We start from the raw sequence: 20,055 nt of genomic DNA on the forward strand, positions 1-20,055 counted from the left end.
TTCTGAAATGTGGACGAGTGGAAAAAAAAAGTATGGATATATCTGTTGGACTGAGTGTATTATGAATACATACAAATGTATAATTATAAAATCTATTAGTGAAGTGTTTATTGGTATTCACCTTTTTTGGAATGAAATCAATAAAGGCTAAGAGGGGAGAGGGGAAATGCATGGCCATCACGATAAAAGATGTGGCACAGCTGGCGAATGTTGCTCCTTCAACAGTTTCTCGGGTGATTGCAAATAATCCTCGAATAAGTGAAAAAACAAAGGTAAGGGTACGTAAGGCGATGAATAAATTAGGGTACCATCCAAATTTCATTGCACGTAGTCTTGCCAATCAATCAACCAGGATCATTGGCTTGGTCCTGCCAAGTTCGTCAAATGATTATTATCAAAATCCATTTTTTCCAACGATTCTCCAGGGTCTTAGTGAGGGAGCTCAGGAAAACCATTATTCCCTGTTGCTAGGCACGGGAAAAACCGAAGATGAAATCTACGAAGGAGTCGTAAACATGGTGCAGGGGGGGATGGTGGATGGAATAATCCTGATGTATTCCAGGATGAACGATCACATTCTGACCTATTTGAGGGCAAGGGATTTTCCTTTTGTCATCATTGGGAAACCCTATGATTTTCTCGATGAGATAACATATGTTGATAACGATAATGTCTTGGCAGCCGAACAGGCAACAGATTATCTCATTCAGCTAGGACATGAAAGGATTGGATTCATCGGAGGCGATGTAACCCTTGTGATGACGCATGATCGCCTATTAGGATATGAACGGGCTTTGAAGAGGGCTGGGATCGATCGAAGGAGGGAATATACCCTGCATGAAGACTTTTTGCATGAAGGTGGACAAGCAGCTGCAAAAAGATTGCTTGCCATTGATGAACCGCCAACTGCTTTGGTGGTCAGTGATGATCTTATGGCACTTGGCATCGTGCATTCACTTCGCGAGATGGGTGTTCGCACTCCAGAAGAAATGTCCATCGTCAGCTTCAATAACGTTATTTTCTCTGAACTATCATTGCCTGCCCTGACTTCTGTAGATATTAATATTTTCGATTTGGGATATCAGGCCGCTAAGGGTATCATTCAAAGGCTGCAAACTGGAGATACTCCTGTTGGGTCCATCATTCCACATCATTTCGTGGAAAGGCATTCCTGCAGACCAATCAAGCAAGGTGCGATGGCCTTGACTTATTAAACGAAAGGGCATTACGTAAAAGTAATGCCCTTTCAGTCTGTAGACAAAACTCGATGAAAATCGAGTTTGTCTACAATTTTTTTATGGCTTGTACAATTTGAACGTTGATTGGAACGTAGGGCTCGCTTTCTGCGGGCAGTCCTCACTTTGGGCTGCCATGAATGTAAAGAAGATGGCCAATTGGACATGGCAAGGTCTAAAAATGGCCTAACATAGTGGGCTCGTATAGACCCAATTCCTTAATATTGAGCAAAATTCAAAGGGAATTTCAAAAGGGGTTCGGAATGTTAATTCCTAACCCCTTTTGCTAGAATTGCACGCTGAAACTTTTGAATGTATGTACACCGGTTCCGTGTCTGACTAAGTTATTATCTCTAAGATATTGAATGGCTTCGAGGACTTCCTCAAGAATCCTTGGTTCGAGGCCGAGCTTGTTGTGTCCGCCATAGATTTTGGAGACTTCCTGGAGCTTAGCGATTTTTTCTAACGAATGCACAAGGTCTTCAGGGCTTGTCGATGGGTAAAATGCATAAACTGGTGTATCTGAATAAAGCAGGTCACCAGTAAATAAATAACCTGTTTCATTATCCAAAATAGAAATGTGGCCAGGTGAATGCCCAGGCGTGTGATAAATGCCTAAACTGCGGTTCCCAAGATCAATGGTTTCCCCATCTGTTAAGAGCTTATCAGGGTACCCTTGGAATGGCTTGTATGTAATAGGGTCGAATGATTCCGGGACGGGTATGGTGATATCCCGAGCCATTTCTTTTCTTATTTGTTCCAAAGACAAACCTTTAATGCCATTGATCAGCTAATCGGCATCATCACCATGAACATAAATTTTATCAAAATCCCCATGACCGCCAATATGATCCGCATGCACATGTGTGGTCAGGACGATAATAGGAAGATCGGTAAGCTGGTTCGTAATTCGCTTAATCGAATCGATGCCTAACCCTGTATCGATTAACGCAGCCCTGGTCTCCCCAAGTAGTAAAAAGGAGTGGACGTTCTCCCAATGACCATATTCACTAATTGCGAACGTTTCTGAGTCCAATTCCTGAACGGTGAACCATGGATCTACAATATTTTTCAAATGGCACAACTCCTTCTCATACATATACTTCCGTTTAAACTGGAAATATCCTGCTTGAAAAAAGTAAAAGCAGCGGATTTCAATTTGCGAAGTCCACTGCTTTTATCGCTAAGGAAGTTAAGGCCTTATCCATTTACAACGGTCCCGCCGTTTACATGGATGACTTGTCCGCTGACATAAGATGAATCATCACTTGCCAAATATACATAGGCTGGTGCTAATTCCTCAGGCTGCCCTGCGCGACCCATTGGAGTATCCTGACCGAATTTGGCAACATCCTCTTCACCGAATGAGGCAGGAATCAGTGGTGTCCAGATAGGGCCTGGCGCAACACCATTCACTCTGATGCCATCTTTAGAAATGGAGTTCGAAAGGGCTCTTGTAAATGCTAGAATTGCACCTTTCGTTGAAGAGTAATCGATTAGTTTTGGGTTTCCTTGATAAGCTGTGATAGAGGTTGTATTAATGATACTGCTTCCTTTATTAAGGTGCTTTAATGCAGCTTTTGTTAAGTGGAACATCGAGAAAATGTTAGTGCGGAACGTTTTTTCCAATTGTTCAGCAGAAATGTCAAGGATGCTTGTCTGCACATGCTGTTCTCCAGCGTTGTTGACTAGAATGTCCAAACCGCCGAATTCATCCACCGTTTTATTGACGACATCCTGGCAGAAGGCTTCATCACCGATATCCCCGGAAATGAGTAAACATTTCTGTCCTTCTTTTTCAATCAATTCTTTTGTCGTTTTAGCATCCTCGTGTTCATCCAAGTATGCAACTGTCACATTTGCTCCTTCTTTAGCGTAATAAATGGCAACAGATTTACCTATTCCGCTGTCTCCTCCTGTTATGATTGCGGTTTTCCCTTTTAATTTACCGCTTCCTTTGTAGGCAGATTTAACTGAATCAGGGTTTGGTTCCATTTTTGTTTCCACTCCAGGCTGATGCTGTTGATGTTGAGGTGGAAATCCTTGTTTGTTTTGATTTTGGTTTTGACTAGTCAAGATTAAAACGCCTCCTGTTTAAATATCTACACTATTTCTATTCCTTCTTTTTGGAAAAACAAAACATGTAAAAAATGGTTAAAATTGTCCTTGGGTATATTATTTAATGTTATAACTGAGGGGAACATGACTAGTCTTTCCATGTTCTATGAAGGAGATTCATTTGAGGGGAAAGAGGGTATTAACAAACAATAGAGGCAGCAGCTGCATATAAAAAAAGGCCTACCTGAGCAGGCGAGGCCTTATTACTACCGGTAATTTAAGAATTGTACATCAATGGACAGATCAGCGCCTCGTATCGCGGAAATAATTCCTTGCAGATCATCCCGGTTCTTGCCGGTAACCCGGATTTGATCATCCTGGATTTGGCTTTTCACTTTAAGACCGCTATTTTTAATGATGGTATTGATCTTTTTTGCTTGTTCCTTATCGATGCCTTGAATTAACTTGGCCCGTTGTCGGACGGTTCCACCAGAAGCACCTTCTAGCTTACCATAGTCCAGATTCTTGATCGGTACGTCACGTTTAATGAGTTTACCAATGAGGACATCCTTCAACTGGTCAAGCTTATATTCATCGTCTGACACTAAAACCAGGTCTTCTTTTTCAATGGTGATACTGCTTATGCTGCCTTTAAAATCATAGCGGGTCTTTATTTCCTTCATAGCCATGGTAACTGCATTCGTTACCTCTGAAAAGTCTACTTTCGAAACAATATCAAATGAATTTTCCTTTGCCATCACTTACCTCCAGCAGGGTTTATTTCCTTTATTATAGAGAAAGTGTGATAGGAAGACAACTATATAAATCATATGGTAAAGCGGTGACAGCCTATTAAAAAAGCAAGGGGACTAGCCCCGCGCTTCATTTATGGTCCGTTTTCTTCGAATAGGAATGCTTGCCTGCAGCGAGGTTTTCCTGAAATGCGCTATTTTTTTCAGCATTTATCGCTTGGTTATCTTTTGGCCTTTTATTGTTATCAGTTGTTTTTGACAAAGTGAAAACTCCCTTCCATTATCATGATCAATATATATTGTTCACAATAATGGAAGGGAGTATGTATGTTTATGATTTCTCAGGGGTATCGTTTAAGAAGAAGAGGGCAATTGTACCAGGACCGGCATGTGCACCGATGACGGAGCCAATTGTATGGATCATGAAATCGGTTGTCCCGAATTCATTTTGAATGGCTTCCTTCCATTCCAAGGCCGTTGCTTCATCATCACCATGACTGATGGCAATCGTTTGGGTTGTTAAATTTTTGCCTCTTTCATGCATTAATTCGATTACACGTTTAATCAATTTCTTTTTGCCGCGTATCTTTTCAAGCGGAACAAGCTTTCCGTCTTCAACATGCAATAACGGTTTAATGTTTAATAAACCGCCTACAAGGGCAGAGGTCTTGGAGATGCGACCGCCACGCGCCAAATATTCAAGATTATCTACAGTGAATAGATGCTCCATATGTCTGGTGCGTAATTCGATGTCAGCTAGGATTTCTTCTTTAGAGGCACCGTTTGCTGCTAGGTCGGCTGCTTTCTTTACAATTAAACCGACTCCCATCGAAGCGCATTTGGTATTGACGATTTCTATGTCAAGATCAGGGTATTCTTCCTTCACCTGATTAAGAATCATCACTGCCGTTTGATAAGTTCCTGATAGCTCAGAGGAAAAGGCTATATATATTCCTTGTTTTTTCTCCTTAGCAAATTGTGTGAAGAGTTCTATAAAGTATTCTGGAGAAGCTTGCGATGTTTTCGGGGCTTTTCCCTCAATCATTGCCTGATAGACTTCGTGAGAATTAATAGTAAGTAAATCTTCATAATTTCTCCCATCAAGATGGACTTGTAAAGGGATTAATGATACATTGTTTTCCTTATAGAAAGACAATGGCAAATCACATGCACTATCTGCAAGAATTGTGATAGCCATAATACACCTGCTTTCTTTTTACAATTTTTAGAAAATGAGTGACCACTCTACTTTTTAGTGTAGCACGTAACGGTAAAAATTCAATCTCTACGTAAATAGAATAAATAATTAAGGGTAAAAAGATAATAGGATAAGGGTGAAATGGAGGTTTTTAGGATGTACAGTGGTGAAATGAAGAAAATTATCATAGTTGTGGTCGGAGCATTACTAAATGCTATCGCGATGAACTTTTTTCTAATACCGGCAAACGTATATGCAAGCGGCTTTACAGGAGTGGCTCAGCTACTATCGAGGATGATAGGTTCTTTTGCACCTTTTGATGTATCGACAGGCATTCTATTGCTTTTATTGAACGTTCCAGTAACGATCATTGCTTGGCGAAAAGTTGGGAAGTCTTTTACCTTTTATAGTTTTCTCAGCGTTGTCTTGATGTCCTTTTTTATGGAAATCATTCCGATTACTCGCTGGTCACCTGACATATTATTGAATGCGGTGTTTGGCGGAGTCATAGCTGCAGTAGGTGTGGGAATCACCTTGAAGTACGGTGCATCGACTGGCGGAATGGACATTATCGCCATGCTTCTATCACGGAAGAAAGATAAACCTGTAGGTACTTATTTATTTCTGCTGAATGGCGTGATCATTGTTACGGCAGGCGCTGTTTATGGACCTGAAAAAGCTTTGTATACACTCGTTACCCTTTACACATCGACCCGTGTTGTTGACGCGATACATACTCGTCATGAAAAGCTTACAGCGATGATCATTACAAAGAAAAGCGAAGAACTTAAACAGGCAATCCACGCGCAGTTAGTCCGTGGAATTACAAGGATTCCGGCAAAAGGGGCGTTTACTAACGAAAATAAGGAAATGTTATTGATTGTCATTACAAGGTATGAACTTTATGACCTTGAAAAGATCATCAAGGAAGTGGATCCACACGCTTTCACAAACATAATGGAAACATCAGGCATCGTTGGTACCTTCCGCAGGGAATGAAATTAACAATTAAGGCCATTACACTACTTTTACAAAAGGAAAGTTTTCGGCGTTTTAAGTTTATTGCGTGTACAAATCGGCTAAATTTTATATTGAAGCGCAAAATTAAAACCTTATGACGGAGTGATAAAAATGGCTAACGTAGAAAAAATGAGAGACAAGAAGAAGGACGTAAAGGCGGGGAAGGACTATAAATCACTATGAGCCGGGAAATTGGACAAAAAGGCGGAAAGGAACAAAATAACAATTCACGTTTAACATAATGAAAGCCTCCAGGAATCCTGGAGGCTTTCACTTTATTTCGAGTGGTTTTCCAGGTCATCCTGGAGTTCTCGCAGTTGTTCTTTTTCGGCCTCGGTCGTATTGGCAAAGGCCGATGAAAGAGCGTTTTTAGCGACATCCTCAGTCTTATGCTGGTCACCATCATGCTCAGAGTGGAGAGCTTCTTCAACAAATTCTCTAGCTTTCTGGAATAATTTGTTTCCCATTAGAAGCCACCATAGCTTTGTTCAGACATAATTCTCAACCTGTCTTTTTCAGCTTCTTCAAACGTAGTGTGATAAGGGATTTTTTCGGCATGCCTGGCAACACTTTCTTTGCCCTGCTGTACAAATCGTTTAGATTTACTGCTTTTACCCATACTTATCTCCTCCGATTCTGAGCGTTGTCGACAACAGAAGGAAGCTGCTGTCCATATTAGTTTGAACTTGTAAGAGAGATATTATGAAGGTAAAAAATGTCGTTTTACGGTTTTATATTGAATTTTTCTTCGAGGAAGACGGCTATGCCATCTTCTTCATTCGTCAATGTAGTTGTATTTGCTACCGTTTTTACTGGTGAGATTGCATTCCCCATAGCAACCCCGGTTCCCGCGTAATCGAGCATTTCCAAATCATTATCTTCATCACCGAAAGCGATTATCCTGTTTTGAGGAATTTCCAGATAGTTGGATACCCGTTTTAGACCCACGGCTTTACTTAACCCGCTCTTAATGATTTCGATGATATGAAAAGGCTCTGCCCAGCGGCGATGATCGACCAATTCTGCATGGACATCGGATAAATGCTGGCGAATCTGGCCTACAAATTCACTATCTGTATGAATTAGCATCGAAGTTGGGGAATCCTGAAGGAAATTGCGCAAGTCACCCGTCTTCATGTTGGGGTTTCCTACATTGAACATGTCCATCAACTTTTCATCATGATAATGGACATAAACGTCATCACGGACTTCGGCGATGATGTTGTGATATTGAAAATGATCGCACGCTTCAACAATCTCTTTCGCAACATTTATATCCAATGGGGAGTGATACAGCCCCCAGCTTGTCAGCAATGGGTGATGGACGAAAGCGCCATTGAAATTAACGATGGGTGTAGTCAATCCCAATTCCCGGTAATAAAGTTCACTTGAGCGAAAGGGACGACCGGTGGCGATCATAACTTCATGCCCATCTTTTTTTAGTTTCAGTAGTGTTTGTTTAGTCCTTGGAGAAATTGTTTTTTTATCTGTAAGTAAAGTACCATCAAGATCCAAGACGATTAAATGTTTCTCAGTCATGTAAACACCTTCTGTTCTTTTTATTTCATTATATGCGAATATTGTTAAGGCTATTTTAAAGTAAATGTAAATCTTTTTCATTCTTTATGCATTCCTGTATGATATTACTATATGCAGGATTATAATACTTAAAGCGAAGTATAGGTTTAAAGGAATGGAATGAGGAAACCTAAGCCTTTTTGAGAAGGTAGTGAAACTTCTTTTAGGTAAAGATCGTAACAAAGCATCCGGAGGGGTTAAATTGATAATAATTGAAAATGAGCAAATTGGACATATTCCTGTATTACACTTAAGTGAGCAAACCACTTTCCATCAGGAATTGCCGCTTATTATTTTTATACATGGTTATCAAAGTGCAAAGGAACACAATCTTCACTATGCTTATTTATTGGCTGAGAAGGGGTTTCGTGTTCTTCTTCCCGATGTAATTCATCATGGGAAAAGGGGAGCTGGTTTGAGTGATTCTCAAATGATGCCCCGGTTTTGGGAAATGGTTTTACAAACCATCCAGGATATATCTTTGATGAAGGATGATTTATTATCCAGAAAATTAATTGATCCTGACAGAATTGGTGTAGCGGGTACCTCCATGGGGGGAATAGTTACGAATGGGGCTCTGGCTGCTTATGAATGGATATCCGCCGGAGTAAGTTTAATGGGGAACCCATCATATGTCGCGTATGCAGAGCTCCAAATGGAGGAGATTAAGAAAAGGAAAGCTAATTTCCCCGCTACTGATGAGGAAGTAGCCAAAGTGATTGAACAGCTCAAGCCATATGATTTGAGTCTAAATCAAAATAAGCTTTCCAACCGCCCGCTTCTTTTTTGGCATGGAGCTAAGGATCCAGTTGTGCCTTATCAACATGCATATCACTTTTATGAAGGGGTCAAAGCAGGGTATAATGATGCAAATGAAAGAATTGATTTTATCCTCGACCCTAATGCAGGACATAGGGTCAGTAGAGAAGGCGTGCTTATGACTGCAGACTGGTTCGCGAAATATTTGCTGCCAACAGTGCAAAAAGCTTAAGTGCTCATTCAAAATCTGTTATGATTCTAATATGGAGATAGGTTAAGGTCCAAATGGACAACGACTATCTAAAACGGAAGAAATTTTCCATAAAGGAGTGATTGAAGTGGATCAAGATACAAAAGACATTATTTTTGGGGCTTTGGAGCAGGTAATTGACCCTGAGCTTGGTATAGATATCGTGAATTTAGGTTTGGTATATGATGTGGATATGGATGAGGAAGGTTTGACTACAGTATCGATGACATTGACTTCAATGGGCTGTCCGCTTGCTGGGACGATTGTCGATCAAGTGAAATTGGTTCTGGAAGATATTCCAGAGGTCAAGGAAACGGATGTGAAGATCGTCTGGAGTCCGCCATGGTCGAAAGACATGATGTCCAGGTATGCTAAAATTGCATTAGGAATCAAATAATGACCATGTTGTAATAGAAATATAAAGCCAGTCAAAAAACAGTGAATCCATTCAATGGAGCCACTTTTTATGGTCTGGTTTTTTTCTAATACTTATGGCTAGGAGTGGTTAATTGAACAGTCATATAAAAGATTCATTGGACAGGCCACTAAGGGATTTAAGAATTTCAGTCATAGATCGGTGTAACTTTCGCTGTCAGTATTGCATGCCAGCTGAAATTTTTCATGAGAATTTTCAGTTCCTGCCTAAAAGTGAGCTTTTATCTTATGAGGAAATTGTAAGGCTTTCAAAGATATTTGCAAGCTTAGGAGTGAAAAAACTAAGATTGACAGGCGGGGAACCATTACTCCGGAGAGATCTTGCCACACTGATTTCAGAGCTCATTAAAATTGAAGGTATTGAAGATATAGGATTGACCACGAATGGTGTGTTCCTGAAAAAACATGCCGCGAATTTGAAGGCAGCTGGTTTACAGAGGGTGAATATCAGTTTAGACAGCCTTGATGATGAACTTTTTAAGAAGATGAACGGCAGAGATATCGGGATAAAGCCGGTTATTGAAGGCATAGCTGCTGCCAAAGAAGCAGGGCTTGGCGTTAAAGTGAATATGGTAGTGAAAAAAGAAGCCAATGAATCTCAAATCCTGCCGATGGCCCGTTTTTGTAAAGAAGAGGACGTCCAATTACGCTATATTGAATTCATGGATGTGGGACATACAAATGGCTGGCAACTGAAGAATGTCATTACGAAAAAAGAACTCCTTGAGATGCTCCAAACCGAATTCGAGCTTGAACCGGTTGAAGAAGATTATTTCGGAGAAGTGGCAAAACGCTTTCGTTATAAGGGCACTACTGCAGAAGTGGGCTTCATAACATCCGTATCAGAGTCTTTTTGTTCCAGTTGTACACGTGCACGCCTTTCAGCTAATGGAAGTTTATATACATGCCTGTTCAATGGAAAGGGGCAAGACTTGAAGTCATTAATCCGTTCCGACATGACAGATGAAGAATTGACTGGATTCATCATATCGCTTTGGAACCATAGGGACGACCGCTATTCAGATGAGCGTGAAGCCGGGACATTGAAGAAACATGCAAAAATCGAAATGTCATTCATTGGAGGGTAACAAAACAATAAGGACTTCCGTCTGAATGAATGTAAAAAAATGAAGGGATGGCACTATGCCATCCCTTCATTTAATATGTATAGTCGATCTTAAAAGGATTTTTATGCTTATTTTATGCATTTTTAGATGATTGTGAAATTATTTTATTCGAATCCCATAATAATGAAAATAATTCAATGGTCCTAGGGATGAATGAGCCTGAAAATTAATCCGATCATTTTAAGATCGTAAGGCATTATGTATTTCGCTGCTTATTATGGAAGGATTTAATCGATGGTACAGTTTTCTATTGGACAGTTTTCACAATCGATTTCCTGTTTCAAATAGTCTAAGTCAAGAATCGTAATGCGGCCCTTTTTAATGGAGATGACATTATTTTTCCTTAATTGAGCGAGCATCCGATTGACTACCTCACGGGATGTGCCGCAAAAATTGGCGAGTTCTTGATTTGTAAATGGAAGATTGATAACTTTACCGTCTTCAACTTCAGTTCCATGGCTATTTGATAAACGGATGAGGGTGGAGTATAATGCACCTTTCTTACCGTGCAGGAGCATATCGCGGAATTTAGCCTGGTTTTTACGGTTTTGAGCGGATAACCATGTCATCATTTCAACTGCAAGCTGGCTATCGGAGGCGATTTTCCCCTCTAATGCCTCTTTGGAAATAACCGCAACAGTTCCATCTTCCAACATTTTTGCATTCACCATATATTTAGGATTTGGAGAAAAAAGGACTGTTTCCCCAACCAAATCATTCTCCGAACAAATTCGTATAGTTAATTCCCGGCCGTCGGGAACAACCTTACTCAATTCTACTTTGCCTTTCAAAATATAATACAAATCACTTGCTGGGGTGCTTTCCTGAAAAAGGAAGCACCCTTTTTCCAAATGTTTAATTTGCTGTCTCTTATCTAAAATTGTATGCAGCCGATTAGATAACGAAAAACCATTCATGTGTATGACCACCTTTCAGATACCGTTATTACACTACCTTTGATTTAAACGGAAAAAACACTAGTAGTCAACAACTTTGGATAATTATAGAAATTGAAATGGGTAATTTTTCTTTTGGAAGTTAAGTTTAGAAATTTATAAAAATACATTTGATTTTATTTTTATTCAGTCATATAATAGTATAATCAAAGAATGACAGGTACTTGAAATATAGGAGATGGTTTTATGAACGTATCAATAGTAGGTGCAACGGGTTATGGAGGAGTGGAACTAATAAGGTTTTTGAATAATCATCCGCAATTCAAGATAAAATCATTGCATACTTCATCCCAATTTGGTCGAAATTTATATGAAGAAAATGCACATTTAATGCATATGAAAGATAAATTAGAAGAAATTGATCCGGAAGCGATTGCAAAAAAATCCGATATTGTATTTCTTGCAACTCCTTCTGGTGTTTCCTCACAATTGATTTCGGAATTTTCGGACCTTGACATTAAAGTAATCGATCTATCAGGAGACCTGAGGCTTCAAACCCCAGGTGAATATGAACACTGGTATAAAAAAACAGCCGCGCCACAGCATATTATTGAAGAAGCCGTATACGGTTTGGCTGAATGGAATGCTGAAGCGATAAGGCAAGCGGCGATTGTTGCAAATCCAGGGTGCTACCCAACCGCATCACTTTTAGGCCTTGCCCCTCTATTCACAGAAGGATTGGCCGGAGCAGCTGCAGAAGTGATCATCGATGCAAAATCCGGGGTTTCAGGGGCGGGTAAATCACTTTCGGCCGTTACACATTATAGTGAAATGAATGAGAACTTTAAGATATATAAGGTAAATCAACATCAACATATACCGGAAATCGAACAACAGCTTGGACGATGGTCAGCGGATTTACAACCTATTACCTTTAATACCCATCTGGTACCAATGACAAGAGGTATTATGGCGACGATGTATATAAAGGTAAATCGGGAAACCTCAAATGTTGAATTAAAGGATTTATACGAAACAGTATACGAGAACCATCCTTTTGTCCGGGTACAGCCGCTCGATCGCTTCCCATCCACGAAACAGGTATATGGATCGAACTTTTGCGACATTGGTGTCGCATATGATGAAAGAACAGGTAGGGTAACGGTAGTTTCGGTTATTGATAATTTAGTGAAGGGTGCTGCAGGGCAGGCCATTCAAAATGCAAATATATTAATGGGACTAGAAGAAACGGCAGGACTATGGAACAGTCCGCTATATCCATAAACTTTGGAGGGAAATAATGAATACACTACAGCCAGTTGAAGAAATCAAACAAATTCAAGAAGGAAACATTTTAATGCCTCAAGGATTCAAAGCGTCAGGTGTCCATGCAGGATTGCGCTACTCCAAAAAGGATGTTGGCATCATTTTTACCGATGTTCCAGCGTCGGCCGCCGCGGTTTATACACAAAACGTTGTTCAGGCCGCTCCAATCAATGTAACGAAAGATAGCATTGCCGCTTCTGGAAAACTTCACGGCATTGTAGTGAATAGTGCTTGTGCGAATGCTTGTACAGGAGTACAGGGTCTAAAAGATGCATATGAAATGAGGAAGCTTGCGGCTCAAAAGTTCGGTATGGAGGATCATTCATTTGCAGTGGCTTCTACCGGGGTAATAGGGGAATTCATGAAAATGGAAAAAGTTAGAAAAGGGATAGAGTCATTGCAGCCAGAAAATTCACCTGAAGCTGCCGATGATTTTGGTACAGCCATTTTAACAACGGATATTGTAACGAAGAGCTGTGGTTATGTAACAATTATAGACGGTAAAACCGTGAAAATGGGAGGAGCAGCGAAGGGTTCGGGAATGATTCATCCAAACATGGCAACAATGCTCGGTTTCATTACAACGGATGCCGTCATCGAACCGAATGATTTACAGCAAGCACTATCTTCCATAACCAACGATACATTCAATCAAATTACGGTTGATGGTGACTGTTCAACGAACGACATGGTGTTAGTGCTTGCGAATGGAGAAGCGAAAAATGAACCTTTGACAGCTAACCATCCAGAATGGTCTGTCTTCTTGGAATTATTAAAACAAACATCCGAAAATTTGGCAAAACAAATTGCGAAAGACGGAGAAGGTGCCACAAAACTGATAGAAGTGAATGTTCATGGCATGCCTACGAAGCAAGATTCACAGATGATGGCGAAGACGATCGTTGGATCAAATCTAGTGAAAACGGCAGCTTTTGGAGCGGATGCAAACTGGGGACGAATCATTGCGGCGATGGGAAGAAGCGGAGTGGGATTCAATCCGGATCAAACGACGATTGTTTTTGGTGATATTGTCGTACTTAAAGATGGTGAGCCAGTACTGTTTTCTGAGGAAGAAGCCAAAGCATATTTGGAAAATGAAAGTATCATCATTCATGTTTATTTGAAAAATGGCAATGAATCCGGAACGGCATGGGGCTGCGATTTAACCTATGATTATGTAAAAATAAACGGAAGCTATCGTTCGTAAGGGGGGGAAATAATGAACATATTAGTCATAAAGTGCGGCGGCAGTATCATCAATGAGTTATCGGAGTCGTTTTTCAATAGTGTTATAGAGTTACAAAACCGCGGCTACCAAATTGTCTTTGTTCATGGAGGCGGCCCTGATATAAATTCGATGCTTGAAAAATATGAAATTGAACCAGTCTTTGAAAATGGTTTAAGAAAAACGACCTCTGAAGTGATGGGAATTGTGGAACTTATGCTGGCAGGCAAATCTAACCGCAGTCTCGTTCATAAATTGGAAGCACACGGAATTAAGGCTGTCGGTTTAAGTGGTTCTGACGGCGGGATTCTCACAGGTGAGTATATCGATGAACAGAAACTTGGAGCTGTAGGCGAGATACAAAAAGTCAATACTGAATTACTTGGGATATTATTCGAAAATGGTTATTGTCCCGTATTGACGCCAATTTCAACTACCGAAGAAGGTACTAAATTAAATGTGAATGCTGATATAGCCGCTGGGTCTGTAGCGAAGGCGCTATCTGCAGACATGTGTTTATTTGTGACCGATGTTAAAGGGGTCTTAAAGAATGAACAGATCATTGAGGAATTGACTGAAACGGAAACGAAGGATTTGATAAAGGATGGAAGTATCCATGGAGGAATGATTCCGAAAGTCAATACTGCGTTATCGGTGCTGAATAAAGGGGTTGAAGAAGTGATGATCGTTAGTGGAAAAGATCATTTTTATCAAGGTGGACAATTCATCGGTACGAAATTTCTTCAGGAAGAAGGGGTATTTCAATGAGTTCTTTATTTCCAACATATGCAAGGTGGAACATTGAGCCTAGAAAAGCGTCAGGAATGAAGATTACGAGTACAACAGGTAAAGAGTATCTGGATTTCACATCCGGAATCGGGGTTTTGAATCTTGGTCATTGTCACGAGTTGGTAAAAATGGCAGTCACCAAACAGCTTAATGAATATTGGCACGTATCGAACATGTTTCAAAGTTCCATACAGGAACGGACAGCACAAATGCTGGCAGATGCCTCCGGTTTAAGCCAGGTATTTTTTGCTAACAGTGGAGCCGAAGCGAATGAGGCAGCTATCAAACTAGCGCGTAAAGCTACTGGGAAAAGCAAAATCGTCACATGTCTGCAGTCTTTCCACGGCCGTACGTTTGCAACGATGGCAGCAACGGGACAGGAAAAAATAAAGACTGGTTTCGGACCGATGCTTGCTTCATTCGAGTATGTTCCATTTAATGATAATGATGCCATGACAGCAGCCATAGATGAAAATACGGCGGCTGTAATGATTGAAATAGTTCAAGGTGAGGGCGGCATCCATGTTGTACAGCAATCCTATCTGGATGCGATTCAAACTCAATGCCAAGAACACGGAGCTCTTCTTATCATTGATGAAATTCAGACTGGGATAGGACGTACAGGGAAACCATTTGCATTCCAGCATTTTAATATCCAACCCGACATCATCACTTCAGCAAAGGGGCTGGGAAATGGCCTGCCAATCGGCGCGATGATTGGAAAGGAAAGGTTGTCGGATTTCTTTAACCCTGGAAGTCATGGATCCACATTTGGAGGTAATCCCATTAGTGTTGCAGCAGCAGAATCCGTTTTAAAGGAAATTTTCCAATCAGGGTTTTTAAAAGAGACCGTGAAAAAGGCTGAATACCTTGAGAGTGAATTGGCAAAAGCGTTAAAGGAATCGGAAGAAGTTAAAGAGATTCGCGGACTGGGGTTGATGGTCGGGATTGAATGCAAACAGGATGTTCAGGGGTTTTTAATGGAACTTCAAGAAGAGGGCTTACTTGTGTTGAGTGCAGGTCCTAAAGTGCTTCGTTTACTCCCATCTCTGACAGTTACTGAATCGGAAATCGATATGGCGATAAGTAAAATTGAAAAAATATTGGCAATAAAACAAACTATTTAAATTTAATGAATTTTTATAGAACAAAATGAATAATTATGCTATTCTATATATAAATATACAGCATCTAAAGAGGTGAAGATCATGAAAAACTTTCTATATTTAGAGAATGGTTCCGTCTTTGAAGGGGAACTGCTGACTAAATCGACTGAAAATGCAATCAATGGAGAGATTGTCTTTTTTACAGGGATGACCGGATATCAAGAAGTATTGACAGATCCTTCATATAAGGACCAAATTGTCGTTTTCACATATCCTCTAATCGGAAATTATGGAATCAATGAAAATGATTTTGAGAGTAAGAGGCCACATGTTGCCGGTGTTATTGTATATGAAGGGAATATGAGCCATTCCCATTATCAAGCTAAATATTCACTTGGTGAATATTTAGACAAGTGGAACATTCCGCTTTTAAGCCATGTTGACACAAGAGCGGTCGTTAAAAATATAAGACAGGAAGGTTCCATGCAGGCTGTCATCACAGCCGAAGAAAAATTTTCTATCAAACCTGGCCAGGTTTGTTTATCAGCCCATGTATCTGAGGTATCCACAAAGGTGGTCGAGAGCTTCGGAGAAGGCGACAAGCATGTGGTGATGATTGATTTCGGTTATAAAAAATCCATATTGGATTCTTTGATTGACCAAGGCTGCCGAGTTTCAGTCGTTCCATTCGATACTGAGTTCGAACAAATCAAGGACTTGAAGCCGGATGGTATTTTGCTTTCAAATGGGCCTGGGGATCCAAAACAGCTTGAATACCTTTTAGGAAACATAAAGAAGGTCATTACGAATTTCCCAACGATGGGCATATGTCTCGGTCATCAATTAACGGCCCTAGCCTTTGGGGGAAATACAAAAAAAATGCTGTTTGGACATCGGGGTGCGAATCAGCCCGTGGTCGATTTGAAAACGAAACAGGTGTATATGAGTTCTCAAAATCATAGTTATGAGGTTGATGAACCGAGCTTACAAGGAACATCTCTTCAAGTGAGATTCAGGAATGTGAATGATAGCACAGTTGAGGGGCTTATGCATGAAGACCTGCCAATATTCACTACCCAGTACCATCCGGAGGCTAATCCAGGACCCATCGAGAGTTCACTTCTTTTCAACGACTTTTTACAAATGATAAATGATTATAGCGGGAGAGAAAAAGCCTATGCCTAAGGACAACACGATACAGACCATTTTAGTGATTGGTTCGGGGCCAATTGTCATCGGGCAGGCCGCCGAATTTGATTATGCAGGTACACAGGCCTGCCTCGCTTTAAAAGAAGAAGGATATAAAGTCATACTGGTCAACAACAATCCGGCAACAATCATGACTGATGATATGAATGCGGATGCTGTCTATTTCGAACCTTTAACAGTGGATGTACTGGAAAAGATCATTTCCAAAGAAAAGCCGGATGGCCTGCTGGCTACATTAGGCGGTCAAACAGGATTGAATCTTGCTTATCAATTGGATGATGCTGGAGTACTTGAAAAATATAAAGTCAAATTATTGGGAACTCCGATCGATTCCATCAAAAAAGGGGAGGATCGTGAACTGTTCCGTGAGCTGATGTTTGAAATAGGTGAACCCGTTCCCGACAGTACAATTGTCCATACTCTTGAAGAAGCGATAGCTTTTGCCGAAAAAATCGGTTTCCCGATCATCGTTCGTCCCGCGTATACACTCGGCGGCACTGGCGGTGGGATTGCTGATTCATTGGATACCTTTAAGGAACTTGTCCGGGGCGGACTCCAAGAAAGCCCGATTACACAATGCTTGATTGAAAGAAGCATAGCTGGATTTAAAGAAGTCGAATATGAAGTAATGCGAGATGGCATCAATACGTGCATCACTATCTGTAATATGGAAAATATCGATCCGGTAGGGATCCATACTGGTGATTCCATCGTTGTGGCACCATCACAGACCTTATCGGACGATGAGTTTCAGATGCTTCGTTCCGCTTCAATTAAAATCATTTCTGCTTTAGGTATCATAGGCGGCTGTAACATTCAATTCGCACTTGATCCGAAAAGCAAACAATATTATCTAATTGAAGTAAACCCACGCGTCAGCCGTTCATCGGCATTAGCTTCCAAAGCAACAGGCTATCCCATAGCACGCATAGCTGCAAAGCTTGCTGTTGGCTACCATTTATCGGAAATCGTCAATCCTGTAACGAAAAGCACATATTCAAGCTTTGAACCTGCTCTTGACTATGTAGCGGTGAAGTTCCCGAGGTGGCCATTCGATAAATTCAAGACCGCCAACCGCAAATTGGGAACACAAATGAAGGCGACAGGTGAAGTGATGGCTTTACACCGCAGTTTTGAGGGGGGAGTCCAAAAGGCCGTCGATTCTTTGGAATTAAAAACGAATGGACTGCAGCTATCATCGCTGAAAAATAAAACCGTTCCTGAGCTTTGGGGGAAGCTTGCCGAAAAATCTGATGAGCGAATATTTGTCATTTTTGAAATGCTCAGAAAAGGCGTGACGATTGAAGAAATCCATGAAGCCACAACCATAGATTATTTCTTCCTTAAATCCTTTGATTCATTGATCCAAAACGAAATGAAGATTGAAGCTAGGAGAATCGATCAGGTAACAAAGGAAGAACTGCAGTCATATAAGGAAAAGGGCTTTTCAGACCGCTATCTTGCTTCCGTATGGAATGTAAGCGAGCTGGAAGTGAGGGCACACCGGAAGTCACTTGGCCTTACGGCTGTATACAAAACGGTTGATACATGTGCAGCCGAGTTCGAATCACATACTAACTATCACTATTCAACATATTTCGGTGAGAACGAACAGAAAAAAACGGATAAAAAGAAAGTCTTGATGATTGGCAGCGGCCCGATCCGGATTGGACAGGGAATAGAATTTGATTACTGTTCCGTTCACGGGGTTTATGCACTCCAGGATGAAAATGTTGAAACGATCATGATTAATAATAACCCGGAAACGGTAAGTACGGATTTTGCCACGGCAGACCGCCTTTATTTCGAGCCGTTAACTCTGGAATACGTTCTTAATGTAATAGAAGCGGAAGGTATTGAAGATGTTATCGTCCAATTTGGTGGGCAGACTGCGATAAACCTGGCAAAAGGCCTGGAAGATTACGGTGTCAATTTGTTGGGGACTTCCTTCGATACACTCGATCAATTAGAAGACCGTGATCGTTTTTATCAGCTTCTTCAAAAACTGGATATTCCTCATGTACCGGGTTCGATGGCTAATGGTGAAGAACAATTAATTGACCGTGCAGAGGCTATCGGTTTTCCAGTACTCTTACGCCCATCATATGTAATTGGCGGCCAAGGAATGGAAATAATCCGCTCCAAGGAAAGCTTATTGAATAGAATGGAAAATGGGAATGCACTTGCATACCCCGTATTGATCGATTCTTATATTCCAGGGAAAGAAGCCGAAATCGATTTGATTGCTGATGGAAATGATGTATATATTCCAATCATTGCGGAACATGTAGAAAAAGCAGGCGTCCATTCAGGGGATAGCATGGCATTACTGCCAGCCCAATCATTAACCAATGAAATCAAAGATAAAATGACCCTATATGCGAAAAAACTAGTAATCGAGCTTGGTTATAAAGGACTTATGAACATTCAATTCGTGATTGAAGGAAATAGTGTATATGTATTGGAAGTAAACCCTCGCGCCAGTCGGACAATTCCAATCATCAGTAAAGTCACCGATGTACCCTTGGTGCAAATAGCGACAAAAATATTGCTTGGGAAATATTCATTGTCGAATGTGTTCGAAAAAACGGGCTTAATGGAAGAAATTCCATATGCAGTCGTCAAATATCCAGTATTCTCTACATTTGCACTAAGCGGCCTTGATTCGAAGGTAGGTCCGGAAATGAAATCAACTGGTGAAGGAATCGCCATCGGAGTAACGGTAAAAGAAGCATTGACAAAAGTATTCCATGCTCAAAATGCTAATCATAATTCAGGTGTTTATCAATCCAAATCAGTCAAATTAAGCGAAGATTTGCTAGTGCAAATCAGTGAAGCAGGTTTAACACTGGGGGATTCAAATTTTGATAAATGGTTAAATGAAGGGAATGCATCGGTTGTTTTGGCATATGGAACAACAGAAGAAGATAAGAAGCTAAGGCTAATGGCAGCAAAATATCGCCTTCTGGCATTTACGGAAGAAGAGACTTTCAAAGCCTATCTACAATCGTTAGAAAATGCTGATCCAGGGGTTATCTCGCTTCAGGAATGGCTTGTATCATATTCGGAAGGAGTGTCACAAGTATGAGTTC

19 protein-coding genes and 1 pseudogene are annotated in these 20,055 nt (G+C 40.7%); 11 read left to right on the top strand and 9 right to left on the bottom strand.

The window, feature by feature from the left end:
* Positions 1 to 170 precede the first annotated feature (170 nt).
* Positions 171 to 1,214 carry a LacI family DNA-binding transcriptional regulator gene (locus UP17_RS05790; protein WP_061462065.1) on the top strand — a complete coding sequence of 348 codons (1,044 nt, stop codon included), beginning with the start codon at positions 171 to 173 and terminating at the stop codon, positions 1,212 to 1,214.
* Positions 1,215 to 1,521: 307 nt separating this feature from the next.
* On the opposite strand, the pseudogene UP17_RS05795 reads toward UP17_RS05790, so the two are convergent.
* From UP17_RS05795 to UP17_RS05810, 5 genes and pseudogenes are all read right to left on the bottom strand, one after another.
* Positions 1,522 to 2,334 (bottom strand): annotated as a pseudogene (locus UP17_RS05795) (MBL fold metallo-hydrolase).
* A 101-nt stretch (positions 2,335 to 2,435) separates the two neighbouring features.
* Positions 2,436 to 3,311 (bottom strand): SDR family oxidoreductase, encoded by an 876-nt coding sequence (locus UP17_RS05800; RefSeq protein WP_061462066.1) that lies wholly within the window; start codon positions 3,309 to 3,311, stop codon positions 2,436 to 2,438.
* Between the two features lie 248 nt (positions 3,312 to 3,559).
* Positions 3,560 to 4,051, bottom strand: a complete 492-nt coding sequence (locus UP17_RS05805; RefSeq protein ID WP_061462067.1) for a YajQ family cyclic di-GMP-binding protein — start codon at positions 4,049 to 4,051, stop codon at positions 3,560 to 3,562.
* 124 nt (positions 4,052 to 4,175) lie between these two features.
* A complete protein-coding gene (locus UP17_RS26095) occupies positions 4,176 to 4,307 on the bottom strand; it encodes a DUF3941 domain-containing protein (RefSeq protein ID WP_081108721.1) in 132 nt (43 codons plus the stop codon).
* A gap of 69 nt (positions 4,308 to 4,376) precedes the next feature.
* Entirely contained in the window at positions 4,377 to 5,243 is an 867-nt protein-coding gene (locus UP17_RS05810) for a DegV family protein (RefSeq protein ID WP_061462068.1), read from the bottom strand.
* 156 nt (positions 5,244 to 5,399) lie between these two features.
* Between UP17_RS05810 and UP17_RS05815 the strand changes: the two genes are divergently transcribed.
* Complete coding sequence (locus UP17_RS05815; protein WP_061462069.1) at positions 5,400 to 6,242, top strand: YitT family protein; 843 nt, start codon at positions 5,400 to 5,402, stop codon at positions 6,240 to 6,242.
* Positions 6,243 to 6,538: 296 nt separating this feature from the next.
* Here the strand turns inward: UP17_RS05815 and UP17_RS05820 are convergent, their stop codons facing one another.
* The 3 genes from UP17_RS05820 to UP17_RS05825 form a co-directional block, all read right to left on the bottom strand.
* The gene (locus tag UP17_RS05820; RefSeq protein ID WP_061462070.1) at positions 6,539 to 6,730 is read right to left on the bottom strand and encodes a DUF3813 domain-containing protein; all 192 of its coding nucleotides are present in this window, start codon (positions 6,728 to 6,730) and stop codon (positions 6,539 to 6,541) included.
* Complete coding sequence (locus UP17_RS28200) at positions 6,730 to 6,882, bottom strand: hypothetical protein (protein WP_164468789.1); 153 nt, start codon at positions 6,880 to 6,882, stop codon at positions 6,730 to 6,732. The genes UP17_RS05820 and UP17_RS28200 overlap by 1 nt, the downstream gene beginning before the upstream one ends.
* Positions 6,883 to 6,986: 104 nt before the next feature.
* Positions 6,987 to 7,802: a Cof-type HAD-IIB family hydrolase gene (locus tag UP17_RS05825; protein ID WP_061465998.1), complete on the bottom strand. Its 816-nt coding sequence runs from the start codon at positions 7,800 to 7,802 to the stop codon at positions 6,987 to 6,989.
* Positions 7,803 to 8,043: 241 nt separating this feature from the next.
* Here UP17_RS05825 and UP17_RS05830 point away from each other — a divergent pair, with 241 nt between their 5' ends.
* From UP17_RS05830 to moaA, 3 genes are all read left to right on the top strand, one after another.
* Positions 8,044 to 8,832, top strand: a complete 789-nt coding sequence (locus UP17_RS05830) for a prolyl oligopeptidase family serine peptidase (RefSeq protein ID WP_061462071.1) — start codon at positions 8,044 to 8,046, stop codon at positions 8,830 to 8,832.
* Between the two features lie 106 nt (positions 8,833 to 8,938).
* Positions 8,939 to 9,247 carry a metal-sulfur cluster assembly factor gene (locus UP17_RS05835; RefSeq protein WP_061462072.1) on the top strand — a complete coding sequence of 103 codons (309 nt, stop codon included), beginning with the start codon at positions 8,939 to 8,941 and terminating at the stop codon, positions 9,245 to 9,247.
* A 112-nt stretch (positions 9,248 to 9,359) separates the two neighbouring features.
* Entirely contained in the window at positions 9,360 to 10,373 is a 1,014-nt protein-coding gene (gene moaA / locus UP17_RS05840) for a GTP 3',8-cyclase MoaA (protein WP_061462073.1), read from the top strand.
* 266 nt (positions 10,374 to 10,639) lie between these two features.
* Here moaA and UP17_RS05845 read toward each other — a convergent pair whose 3' ends face one another.
* On the bottom strand, positions 10,640 to 11,329 hold the full coding sequence (locus tag UP17_RS05845; RefSeq protein ID WP_061462074.1) for a Crp/Fnr family transcriptional regulator: 690 nt from the start codon (positions 11,327 to 11,329) through the stop codon (positions 10,640 to 10,642).
* Positions 11,330 to 11,554: 225 nt separating this feature from the next.
* On the opposite strand from UP17_RS05845, the gene argC reads away from it, so the two are divergent.
* The 6 genes from argC (at position 11,555) to UP17_RS05875 (ending at position 20,051) form a co-directional block, all read left to right on the top strand.
* The gene (gene argC / locus UP17_RS05850; protein WP_061462075.1) at positions 11,555 to 12,592 is read left to right on the top strand and encodes an N-acetyl-gamma-glutamyl-phosphate reductase; all 1,038 of its coding nucleotides are present in this window, start codon (positions 11,555 to 11,557) and stop codon (positions 12,590 to 12,592) included.
* A 16-nt stretch (positions 12,593 to 12,608) separates the two neighbouring features.
* The gene (argJ, locus tag UP17_RS05855; RefSeq protein WP_061462076.1) at positions 12,609 to 13,841 is read left to right on the top strand and encodes a bifunctional ornithine acetyltransferase/N-acetylglutamate synthase; all 1,233 of its coding nucleotides are present in this window, start codon (positions 12,609 to 12,611) and stop codon (positions 13,839 to 13,841) included.
* Between the two features lie 12 nt (positions 13,842 to 13,853).
* On the top strand, positions 13,854 to 14,627 hold the full coding sequence (gene argB, locus UP17_RS05860) for an acetylglutamate kinase (protein WP_061462077.1): 774 nt from the start codon (positions 13,854 to 13,856) through the stop codon (positions 14,625 to 14,627).
* Positions 14,624 to 15,775 carry an acetylornithine transaminase gene (locus tag UP17_RS05865; RefSeq protein ID WP_061462078.1) on the top strand — a complete coding sequence of 384 codons (1,152 nt, stop codon included), beginning with the start codon at positions 14,624 to 14,626 and terminating at the stop codon, positions 15,773 to 15,775. Before argB ends, UP17_RS05865 begins: the two co-directional genes overlap by 4 nt.
* An 81-nt stretch (positions 15,776 to 15,856) precedes the next feature.
* Positions 15,857 to 16,939 (top strand): carbamoyl phosphate synthase small subunit, encoded by a 1,083-nt coding sequence (locus tag UP17_RS05870; protein ID WP_061462079.1) that lies wholly within the window; start codon positions 15,857 to 15,859, stop codon positions 16,937 to 16,939.
* The gene (locus tag UP17_RS05875) at positions 16,932 to 20,051 is read left to right on the top strand and encodes a carbamoyl-phosphate synthase (glutamine-hydrolyzing) large subunit (protein WP_061462080.1); all 3,120 of its coding nucleotides are present in this window, start codon (positions 16,932 to 16,934) and stop codon (positions 20,049 to 20,051) included. The genes UP17_RS05870 and UP17_RS05875 overlap by 8 nt, the downstream gene beginning before the upstream one ends.
* The last annotated feature ends 4 nt before the right edge of the window (positions 20,052 to 20,055 follow it).

Origin of the sequence: Peribacillus simplex (assembly GCF_001578185.1) — a bacterium.
Lineage (GTDB): Bacteria > Bacillota > Bacilli > Bacillales > DSM-1321 > Peribacillus > Peribacillus simplex_A.

What these genes read in the sequence shown, in the direction of transcription:
- argB (WP_061462077.1), top strand. Translation starts at nt 13,854, where the DNA reads ATGAACATATTAGTCATAAAGTGCGGCGGCAGTATCATCAATGAGTTA.
- UP17_RS05870 (WP_061462079.1), top strand. Translation starts at nt 15,857, where the DNA reads ATGAAAAACTTTCTATATTTAGAGAATGGTTCCGTCTTTGAAGGGGAA.
- UP17_RS05820 (WP_061462070.1), bottom strand. Translation starts at nt 6,730, where the DNA reads ATGGGAAACAAATTATTCCAGAAAGCTAGAGAATTTGTTGAAGAAGCT.
- UP17_RS05810 (WP_061462068.1), bottom strand. Translation starts at nt 5,243, where the DNA reads ATGGCTATCACAATTCTTGCAGATAGTGCATGTGATTTGCCATTGTCT.
- UP17_RS05825 (WP_061465998.1), bottom strand. Translation starts at nt 7,802, where the DNA reads ATGACTGAGAAACATTTAATCGTCTTGGATCTTGATGGTACTTTACTT.
- UP17_RS28200 (WP_164468789.1), bottom strand. Translation starts at nt 6,882, where the DNA reads ATGGGTAAAAGCAGTAAATCTAAACGATTTGTACAGCAGGGCAAAGAA.
- UP17_RS05815 (WP_061462069.1), top strand. Translation starts at nt 5,400, where the DNA reads ATGTACAGTGGTGAAATGAAGAAAATTATCATAGTTGTGGTCGGAGCA.
- UP17_RS05875 (WP_061462080.1), top strand. Translation starts at nt 16,932, where the DNA reads ATGCCTAAGGACAACACGATACAGACCATTTTAGTGATTGGTTCGGGG.
- argJ (WP_061462076.1), top strand. Translation starts at nt 12,609, where the DNA reads ATGAATACACTACAGCCAGTTGAAGAAATCAAACAAATTCAAGAAGGA.
- UP17_RS05790 (WP_061462065.1), top strand. Translation starts at nt 171, where the DNA reads ATGGCCATCACGATAAAAGATGTGGCACAGCTGGCGAATGTTGCTCCT.
- argC (WP_061462075.1), top strand. Translation starts at nt 11,555, where the DNA reads ATGAACGTATCAATAGTAGGTGCAACGGGTTATGGAGGAGTGGAACTA.
- UP17_RS05845 (WP_061462074.1), bottom strand. Translation starts at nt 11,329, where the DNA reads ATGAATGGTTTTTCGTTATCTAATCGGCTGCATACAATTTTAGATAAG.
- UP17_RS05805 (WP_061462067.1), bottom strand. Translation starts at nt 4,051, where the DNA reads ATGGCAAAGGAAAATTCATTTGATATTGTTTCGAAAGTAGACTTTTCA.
- UP17_RS05865 (WP_061462078.1), top strand. Translation starts at nt 14,624, where the DNA reads ATGAGTTCTTTATTTCCAACATATGCAAGGTGGAACATTGAGCCTAGA.